This is a genomic window from Nocardia stercoris (assembly GCF_003696265.1).
GTDB classification, from domain to species: domain Bacteria; phylum Actinomycetota; class Actinomycetes; order Mycobacteriales; family Mycobacteriaceae; genus Nocardia; species Nocardia stercoris.
In genome coordinates this window covers 131,206-140,439 of record NZ_RFFH01000017.1, presented here as the reverse complement: position 1 = coordinate 140,439, position 9,234 = coordinate 131,206, and the positions used below count along the sequence as shown (strand labels likewise).

The window sequence follows — 9,234 nt, the reverse complement described above, 5'->3', positions numbered from 1 at the left end:
TCGAGCAGGTCAAGAACTGGCGTGGCGTGGCGACTCGGTACGACAAGCTGGCCTCGACGTATCGGGCGGGGATCGTAATGGCCCTTGCCGTGGAATGGCTGAAGCTATTGGGAGACATGACCTAGTAGAAGGGGAACCGTCGTGGGAACACCAACGGTCAGTCAGGTCCGGACTCTCGATGTGAGCCCGCTGCTCACCCTCGCCGACGAATGGCGACAGGGACATCGAACCGTGAGCGGGCAGCAGACCACTGTCGCGTCGAATGTCGTCGAATCGCAGTCCTTCTGGCAGGGAACGGGTGGCGATCTCATGCGCGATCGGCACGGCGCGACCGATGAGTTTCTGACGCACACGATCAATGCGCTCGCAGCCGGTGACACCGCCGCCCGCCAGGGCCATGCGGCGTGGTCGCCACCAGCTTCGGCCCCGACTTCGGCCGTCCAGTCTTCGCCATTGCCGAATACGCAGTTATGCAGCGGATTTCAGGCGCAGAACACTAGGCGCCGTGGGCGACCGGGCATCTGGCACGGACGAGGGCGGCCGAATGATCGGTCGGGCCGCCCTCGTCGTTTCGCGTGACCACTTCCACGGCTATCGGCGCTGTGGCCACAGCCTGGCGAGTTGCTAGTGCACTACGCAAGCGCTGCCGAGATTGATACCGTTGCCGACCTCGACTGTGACAGTCTGAGACGCGTCATCGTAGCGAGCCTCGAGGGTGTGCTGACCCGTGGCGGCCGGAATCCATGTCCAGGTGATCGTGTTGCCCGACAGCACGGGAGTCGGCCCGTTTCGCGGCTGCCACCCGTTATCGAGAAGGATCACGTGGGCGGCATCTTCCTCGACCGTCGCCGAGACCTGGTACGAGCAGCCGGTGCCGTAACCGTTGCCGAGACCGGGTGTAACCGTGAAATCGGTAATCGTGTTGGCTGTCGCATGAGGCGCGGCCAGAACCAGTCCCGCCGCTGCCGTGGCGAATACGGCGACAGGTCCGGTTCTCCTGACGTTGTTCAACATGTCTCCTGAGGGGATGCGACGCGCCGCTGCACAAGTAGGTGCCGGCATCGCGTCGAGTAAGCGAACGGCCTGATATTTCCGTTCGGATATTTCGCCGTCAAATTGCGAGTTCCCATCGATGGGGATGGGTCCATCGGGTGGACATGTTCACGTCGTTCTACGGGCGGCGGCTCTACGAACTGATGTCCGCGTACTGGCCGACCGCTGACAAGGCTCCGGACGCCGGCCCCCTGATCGTCGACTTCGCCCGCATCTGGCGCGACATGCCCAAGGTCGTGTTCTCACGCACCCTGGAATCGGCCGACTGGAACTCCCGCCTGGAACGCGGCGACCCGGTCGAGGTGGTAACGAAACTGAAGCCGAAACCGACGGCAGGCTGGAGGTGGCCGGCGCGACACTGGCCGCACCGATCGTGCGGGCCGGACTCGTGGACGAGTACCGGATCGTGGTCACTCCCACCGCCGTAGGCGGCGGCACCCCCTTCTTCCCGACACTGCCGTCATGGATATCACTGCGACTGTTGGAGAATCGCACTTTCCCGGGCGGCACGGTCCTCCTTCGTTACGAGGCAAAGCGCGACTGATCGAGCATCCGCAGGTATGCCCTTGGTATGCCGCTGACCGCGCTGGTGTCCGCTGGTGCTGCGCTTTATGTCGAGAGGCGGTGGGGATTTCAGTGTCAGACTGGGTGGTGGTAGATCCGAGTTGTGCTCGGGATAAGTAAAAACTCGCGTCCGAAGAGTTTCCGGCCCCTCACGTGGGTCTGGGCATACGAGGACTCGGTTGCACCGGCTACCGCTGGAGAAGCCTGCTGTAGCGGGTACGAGGCGGTCATGCCTTTTCCGAGGGCGACCGCGTCGATCGTTGCCGCCCAGTCACAATGGGTGCGGGGTGCGGGGGACTAGATCCCGGATGCGGCGAAGGCACTGCCGAACAACGGAATCGAGGCAGCGCTGCCGGTCGATCCGCCTCCGGAGGGCAGCGTCACCGTCACGGGTGCTCCGACGGCCACCGGTCCGCCCCCATCTCCGGAGTCCCCGCACATGGGCTGTACATGAAAGGTGCCGACCGTTCCCGCCGGCAGTTGCCACCCAGACAACGCCCAACCGTCCTCGGTGACAACCACTCCGTGCCTGTCCTTTTGGCCGACCGTGCTGATGTAACAGGTCGCTGTGGGATCGCTATTGCTGGTCACGCCGGTGAAGACCGCCTCGATGGTCGTCCCGGACACGGTGACGGTGGCGCTGCCGGTGAGGATGCCGGCGGCGGCGTCACCGGCAGCCGCGACCACGCCGATGCCGGTGACGGCGAGCGGGATCAGCGCCGTGGAGGCGGTACGAACGATGCTCACGGTAGTGCTCCGTCTCATGTCGAACAGGTGCGGAGCCGGATTCGTGACGGTTCGTCCTCGGATCTGGGGTGCCGCGGTGATAGGCCTTGCAGGATTCATGAACTCGCGCTGTGTTGCTGAATGGTGAAGTCAGCGAACATCATTGAACCCGGGTGATCGTAACAGCACTCGCTGGGCGGGGGCGGGTACCGTCCGAAGAGGCGTTGCCGCAGAGTCGGCTGCCCGGCCGGACGGACTCCCCGCTTGCGGTCATACCGGGCACCTTGTTCCGGCAGCTGGGCCGGCGCGGCAAGGCCGAAGAGGCAGGATTCCTTGCAGCACCAGGCGGCTGTCCATCTGCGCGGATCCCGGTGTCCCGGCCGGCTTCACTGGCAGTAGCGGATCGATAACCGCCCACCACTGTGCACGGAATCGCCGGGATGGCCGTCGGCGCCGGTCGCGTTGCCGAAGTACACGCGGAAATCGTTGGCGCACAGCTGGTCAGCGATATCGAATGAACCGTTCCAAAATTGTGTCCAGGTGTCCGCCAGCTGAAACCCACCCGCAGGCGCCCTCGGTGCAGTTGCGGCGAAACATCCGCACCGGGCTCCGGGTACGCCGGAAGGCCTCAGGTGGCTTCGGGTGATGCCGCGGTACGCCGCCACTCGGCGGGACTGCAGCCGTGGTGGGCACGGAACCATCGGGAGAAGTTACCGGGGGCGGAGAAGCCGAGGAGTCCGGCCGTCTCGGTGAGGGAGCGGCGCGGATTGGCAACCATGTGGCGTGCCAGTTCGGCGCGGGTCGTATCCAGCAGCGAGCTGAAGGTCTCGCCCTCGGCGGCGAGCCGGCGGTGAACGGTGCGGCGGTCCACGCCGAGACTGCGGGCCACCTGTTCCACCGAACAGCGGCCGGTGGGCAGGAGCAGTTCGATGAGCTCGCGGACCCGGCCGGAAGTGCTTGCGGCACGGTCCGGGCGCACAGGGTCCAGCAGCCGCTGGGTGTAGGTGCGCAGCTGGGGATCGGCCATCGCATTGGGTGCGTCGAGATCGGTTGTGTAGGTGAGGATTCCGTTGAAATCCTGCTCGAAAGTCACTCGTGGCCCGAACACTCGGTGATGGGCACGCAGATCGGGCGGGGCGGAGTGGGTGAAGCGGACCTCTACCGGCTGCCAACCCGGTCCGAGGAACCCGGCGAGCAGGCCGTGCAGGACGCCGACCGCCAATTCGGCGGATTGGCGGGTATCGCCCGGCTGTCCGACATCGAGGGTCAGCCGGATGGTGGCCAGCCCGTTCTGTTCGGTGACGCGGGTGTGCAGCGCCTCGTTGTACATGTCCTCGTGCCGCGCCATCACGGCGACAGCGCTGCGGACGTCGGGCTCCTCGCGGATCACCAGGCTCAGCGGGCCCAGGTTGGCGAAGCGGCGGCGCTCGGCCAGGCGCAGTCCGAAATCGGCGCAGTCGGCGGCGGTGGCGGAGCGCTCGAGCAGTTCGGCGATCGCGGCGGCGGGCGCCCAGCGGTCCTGCAGGCTCAGACCCGCCGGGTCCAGGCCCGACTCGCGGAGCAGTGCCACCGGATCCATGCCCAGCGATCGGCCCAGCTCCACATAGCCGTGGAGTGCGCCGTAGCGGGCCAAGGGCTTCATATCTCTCTCATGTCCCGAAATGAACAGAATACTGTCCCGCCATGATAAGCGATCGGCCTCGGGTCTCCCTACTGTGGGTTTCGTTCCCAGCTACCGACGCGAAGGAAGAGGCGACAGCATGGCTACCACCAATCAGGATTGGTCCACGCCGGCAGCGATGGCCATCCCCGAGACGGGTTACTTCGAGTACGAACAGGGCAGGTACGGGCCGGTCTATCCGAGGACCCCGGCCAACTACGGTTTCTCCATCGTCGCCAAGGTGAAGCCGGGCCGGGAAGCGGCGATCCGGGAGCACGGCAGGGTGATCCAGGCCGCGGTCGAGCAGGATCCGACCGTGCTCGCATCCCTGCGGCTGCACTACCTGCGGTGGGTACTGTTCGATATCGGCGACGGCCTGACATTCCAGTACCAGGGCATCTTCGACACCGATTTCGACAAGTACCTCGAGGACGCCCTCGACCTGTTCCTGTCGACGGGCATCACCACCGCATTCGTGAATCTCGAGGGCTTTCCCGAGGATTGGCGCACCGACCGGGCCGCCGCCATCGAATTCTTTCGCACGCACCAGTTCCCGAGCTTCCTCGAATACGGCGAATACCCGTATGTGACCTCCGACGAGATCAAGAAGGCGCTGCGGCTGAAGGCGGCGTTCTCCGACATGCTCGACGAGATGCAGTAGCGGGAGCGATCGTGCTCGAATTCGACGATATCCAGCACATTCTGCTGACCCGGGTGCCTGCGCTGACCGGGCGCTACGAGTTCCTGTCCTTCACCGATGCCGCCGGGGCGCGGGCCTGGCTCGCCGCGATGGCGGACCGGGTGCCGTCGGTCGCCGACCTGCGGGACTCGGTGGACGACAAGCAATGGGTGTCACTGGCTTTCACCTGGACCGGGCTGCGTGCCCTGGGCGTCCCGGCGGGGGCGCTGGCGAGTTTTCCGGAGGAGTTCCGCCAGGGTATGGCCGCCCGGGCCGAAGTCTTGGGCGATACCGGTGTCAACCATCCCGACCGGTGGAACGACGGGACCGCCGGTGACGATCTGCACGCGATCGTCATCCTCTTCGCCCGCGACGCCGCCGAGCGCGATCGCCGGGTGGCCGAACATCGGGCACTCCTCGCCGCCTGCCCGGGTGTCGAGGTGCTGTCGTCGCTGGATCTGGAGGCGGTACCCCCGTTCGGCTACGCACACGACCACTTCGGCTACCGGGATCGCTTGTCGCAGCCGGTGATCGAAGGCACGGGGGAGGAGCCGACGCCCGGCAGCGGCGCTCCGCTGAAGGCCGGGGAGTTCATCCTCGGCTACGACGACGAGAGCGGGCCACCGACGGAACTGCCGGTGCCCGAAGTCCTTTCGCGCAACGGCACCTTCATGGCCTATCGGCGGCTGCGTGAACACGTGGGGCGGTTCCGCGACTTCCTGGCCGAGCACGGCGATACGCCGGAGGATCGGGAGTTGCTCGCGGCGAAACTGATGGGCCGCTGGCGCAGTGGCGCACCGCTGGTCCTCGCCCCGGAGGCCGACGATCCGGAGCTCGGCGCGGATATGCAGCGCAACAACGACTTCGGCTACCGGCAGCTGGATCCGCACGGCTACGCGGTACCGCTCGGGTCGCACATCCGGCGGATGAACCCCCGCGACACCGGCGTGAACATGCAGCGCCGGCGCATGATTCGCCGCGGCGCGACCTACGGCCCGCATCTGCCGGAGGGGGCACCCGACGACGGCGCCGACCGCGGCATCGCGGCCTTCGTGCTCTGCGCGAGCCTGGTGCGCCAATTCGAGTTCGCGCAGAACGTCTGGGTCAACGACACGTCCTTCCACGAACTCGGCAACGAGCGGGATCCGATCATCGGCAACCAGGACGGCACCCTGGACTTCAAGATTCCGCGGCGCCCGATCCGCAAGACCATCAAGGGAATTCCGGCCTTCACCACCGTCACCGGCGGGGCCTACTTCTTCCTGCCGGGGCTGCGCGCCCTGCGCTATCTGACCACTCTCACCGACAGCGAGGTAACCGCATGAGCTCGTTCACCCCGGCCCGTACCTACAACCAGGCCCACCTGGCCCGCCCGTACACCCCGGGCAAGCGCCGCATCAGCATCTACTGGTCGTGGAGCTATCCCTGGGAGGCGCAGCGCGATCCGGCCGAACTGGACAACCGCTTCTCCACCATGACCGAGGTGCGGCAGGCCACCTGGCCCGCCTACGAGACCCCGGAATACGACGCCGCGCACTTCCTGCAGGGCATCGCCGGCACGCTCGAACTGTTCCATCGCTCGACCCTGGAATTCCAGCGGGTAGCGGGTGCGGTGACCGGGCACCCGGTGGCGGTCTTCCAGCGCATCGACCAGGCCGGCTTCGCCCAGCCCATCGACGAACGCATCCTGGCCGACACCGACACTCTGATGGTCTTCGGTCTCGATCACCTACTGGCACAAGAGGAAGCAGCTCCCGAGGAGATCGCCGCCATCCAGCAGTGGCTGCAGCGGGAGGGGACCACGCTGCTGCTGGCTCCCCATCACGATGTCGGCTTCACCGACGACCTGTTGCAGCGCCAGATGGAATTCGAACACCACGGCGACCCGCTGGTGCCACGCCAGCAGCGTTTCGGCGCCTACACCCGCTCGCTGATGACCGCCCTGGACGTCCCGGTCCGCAACGTCTACGGTCTCCGTCCCGCCGTCGTCGAGGGCACTCGCGCGATCGCGCCCCTGAGCACCTACCGGGATCTCGACACCCCCGGCCTGCTCGACGGCGTCACCACCTTCAACTTCCACCCCCACCTCCCGCACTACGAACTCACCGGGCCGGCAAGCGATTCCGTGCGCCTGCTCGCCCGTCAGCCCATCGAGCTGTCCCGTCCCCACCCCTTCATCGAGGCGGGCAATACCGAATTCAACTCCCTGATCTGGCTGCCGCCCACCGCCACCCGCGCAGGTGACATCGTCATGGCCGACTCGACCAACTTCACCACCCTCTTCGGTGGCACCGACAGCCTCGCCAACTTCTGGCGCAATCTCGCGGCGATGAAATGACCGCGACCGTCAGCGGCTTGCTGCCCCAGGCGATCGGCGTCGCCCTGTCGCCGATTCCGGTGGTGGCGGCGATTCTCATGCTGCTGTCCGCCAACGCGCGACGGGCAGGCACGGGATTCGCCCTCGGGTGGGTGGCCGGGATCCTGGCGGCCACGGGCCTGGCGACAGCCGCGGCCGCCTCGGGCCTGATGAACTCGGCCGGCCACCCGTCTGCCGCGGCCTCGGTGCTCAAGACCCTGATAGGTCTGTTGCTGGTCGTCATCGCCGTTCGGCAGTGGCGCAGCCGCGCGGACGATTCGCAACCGGCATGGATGAAGGCCATCGACGAGCTCGGAGTCGCCAAGGCGGCGGGCCTCGGCCTGGTGCTGTCCTTGTTGAATCCCAAGAACCTGCTGTTGTGTGTCTCGGCGGGTGTGACGATCGGCACCGCGGGGCTGAGCCCGGCCGCCGGCGCGTCGGCGATCACCGCCTTCGTGCTGCTGGGCGCCGCGTCGGTGGTCGTCCCGGTCGGCGGCTACGCCGTCGCGGCGAATCAGCTGCGAGGCGGCTTGGCGCGGCTGAAGAACTGGCTTCAGGCGAACAATCACACCGTGATTGCCGTGGTGTTCCTGGTGATGGGCAGCACGGCTCTCGTCAAAGGGGTCAGCGGATTCTGAGCGGTCGCGGTGGCGGTGGCCGTGCCGACCGGAACGGCCGGGCGAACTCTGACCGCCTCGACGTCTCAGCATTCGCACAATGTGCGCTGTTACTGTAGCTCGGAGTTAGCTGCCATTGCCGGAACGTGCATGGCGGCACATCACCGAGGGAGAAATGGCGAGATGGGCGCAAGGTTCGCCTTGGTACGACTACCAAACAGAATTGCCGCGCCCAGGCTCACGGTGTGGATCGAGGCGCTGGCGGCACTGCTCGGATCGGCGGTGGCGGGTCTGCTGCTGATGGCCCCGCTGATGGCCCCGACCCCGCTCGGCGGAACCTCGGAAATTCCGATACTGCAGACGGACCTGCTGGTGTCGGACTTGCCGCGGGCCGTGGCGTCCGGAGCGGCGCTCGCGGTGGTGTCGGCGGCGCTGGTGGTCGCGCTGGGGCGGCGCAGCGCCTGGATCACCTCGTGTGGAAGCGCGGTGATGCTGTTGATCATCCAGATCTGGAAGGCGAGCGCGGCCACCACGGGAGGCTTCGCCACCGCCAACTACGTCGACTGCGTCTTCAGCGGCATCCTGCTCGGCGCGCTCTCGGTCGCGGTCCTGGGCAAGCCGACCGCGATGGGCGGGTACCTGGTCGGGGCGCTGGGCGCGATCCTGGTCGGCGACCAGACCTCGCTGCCGCCCCCGGGTGGTCACTCCAATCCGCTCCTGCAGTGGGCCTCGACCGACATGCTGCCGATGTGGCTACTCGCGCTGACCGCCCTGCTGCTGGCAGCCGGGATCGCCCTGCAGCATTCCGAGCCTCCGACGGAGGAGGAGAACACCGATCTGGCGATGGGCCCGATAGTGTCCGTACTGGTGGTGGTCACCGCGACCGTACTGTCGACGGAATGGCTGGTGCGCCACGACGGTACAGCCGCGCAGATCGGGGTTGCCGCGGCCGTCACCATCGGCGCGGCCATGGTCGCTGCTTTGTTGCTGCCGGGACGCGAAGGCACTGTGGTCCTGTTGGCGGTGGCGGTGGCCAATGCGGGCAGCGCGGTCATCGTGGTGCCCCGGCCGGACTGGACCGCGCCGCTCCCGGTCATCGCCGTGGTAGTGGGGTTGGCGGCCGGCCGGCGGTGGCGCTCGCCGTGGGTGGCGCTGGCCGCGACCGGTGGGCTGGCGGTCTTCGCGGCCCTCACCGCCGACGCGGCGCACCGGTATGCGTTGATTCCGGTACTCGGCGTGACGCTCACCGCGGTGACGGTCGGGTTCTGCTTCGGTGCTGCGGTGCCCAGAACCGCAGGTAGCGCCGTGGTGGCGATCGCGGTGATGATCGTGCCCTGTCTGGTGGTGGCGCTGCGCGGCGGCAGTTTCGGCCGCGTCGCCTACTCGCCGCGCTGGTATCGGGATCCGAACGGAGTCGTCTCCGCGATGCCCGGCTGGATGGCCTTGGTGGTCAGCCTCGGCTGCGCGGCGGGGGTCTACCTGCTGTGGCGGATCCGGTCCGCGCGCCCCCTGGCCGCGCCCGAGCCGTCGCCTGCCGCCTGGGCACGGAACGGCGTGCCGCAGCATTGAGTGTCCGCCG

Annotated in this window: 8 protein-coding genes and 1 pseudogene; 6 read left to right on the top strand and 3 right to left on the bottom strand. The window is 67.2% G+C overall.

Going from position 1 to position 9,234, the window contains the following annotated elements:
* Window positions 1–624: 624 nt before the first annotated feature.
* A complete protein-coding gene (locus EBN03_RS28215; RefSeq protein ID WP_122191180.1) occupies window positions 625–1,014 on the bottom strand; it encodes a hypothetical protein in 390 nt (129 codons plus the stop codon).
* Window positions 1,015–1,166: 152 nt separating this feature from the next.
* Here EBN03_RS28215 and EBN03_RS28210 point away from each other — a divergent pair.
* Window positions 1,167–1,597, top strand: a pseudogene (locus EBN03_RS28210) (dihydrofolate reductase family protein); the annotation flags it as partial.
* Between the two features lie 317 nt (window positions 1,598–1,914).
* On the opposite strand, the gene EBN03_RS28205 reads toward EBN03_RS28210, so the two are convergent.
* Together EBN03_RS28205 and EBN03_RS28200 are read right to left on the bottom strand one after the other, a co-directional pair.
* Window positions 1,915–2,364, bottom strand: coding sequence for a hypothetical protein (locus EBN03_RS28205; RefSeq protein ID WP_122191179.1), 450 nt, complete (start codon window positions 2,362–2,364; stop codon window positions 1,915–1,917).
* A gap of 607 nt (window positions 2,365–2,971) precedes the next feature.
* Complete coding sequence (locus EBN03_RS28200) at window positions 2,972–3,985, bottom strand: AraC family transcriptional regulator (protein WP_122191178.1); 1,014 nt, start codon at window positions 3,983–3,985, stop codon at window positions 2,972–2,974.
* Window positions 3,986–4,103: 118 nt separating this feature from the next.
* Between EBN03_RS28200 and EBN03_RS28195 the strand changes: the two genes are divergently transcribed.
* The 5 genes from EBN03_RS28195 to EBN03_RS28175 all read left to right on the top strand — a co-directional run bounded on the left by EBN03_RS28195 (window position 4,104) and on the right by EBN03_RS28175 (window position 9,224).
* On the top strand, window positions 4,104–4,664 hold the full coding sequence (locus EBN03_RS28195) for a hypothetical protein (protein WP_122191177.1): 561 nt from the start codon (window positions 4,104–4,106) through the stop codon (window positions 4,662–4,664).
* Window positions 4,665–4,675: 11 nt separating this feature from the next.
* Window positions 4,676–6,007 (top strand): Dyp-type peroxidase, encoded by a 1,332-nt coding sequence (locus EBN03_RS28190; protein ID WP_122191176.1) that lies wholly within the window; start codon window positions 4,676–4,678, stop codon window positions 6,005–6,007.
* Window positions 6,004–7,020 carry a hypothetical protein gene (locus EBN03_RS28185; protein WP_122191175.1) on the top strand — a complete coding sequence of 339 codons (1,017 nt, stop codon included), beginning with the start codon at window positions 6,004–6,006 and terminating at the stop codon, window positions 7,018–7,020. The genes EBN03_RS28190 and EBN03_RS28185 overlap by 4 nt, the downstream gene beginning before the upstream one ends.
* The gene (locus EBN03_RS28180) at window positions 7,017–7,676 is read left to right on the top strand and encodes a GAP family protein (protein WP_122191174.1); all 660 of its coding nucleotides are present in this window, start codon (window positions 7,017–7,019) and stop codon (window positions 7,674–7,676) included. Before EBN03_RS28185 ends, EBN03_RS28180 begins: the two co-directional genes overlap by 4 nt.
* A 180-nt stretch (window positions 7,677–7,856) precedes the next feature.
* A complete protein-coding gene (locus EBN03_RS28175) occupies window positions 7,857–9,224 on the top strand; it encodes a hypothetical protein (RefSeq protein ID WP_147471732.1) in 1,368 nt (455 codons plus the stop codon).
* The last annotated feature ends 10 nt before the right edge of the window (window positions 9,225–9,234 follow it).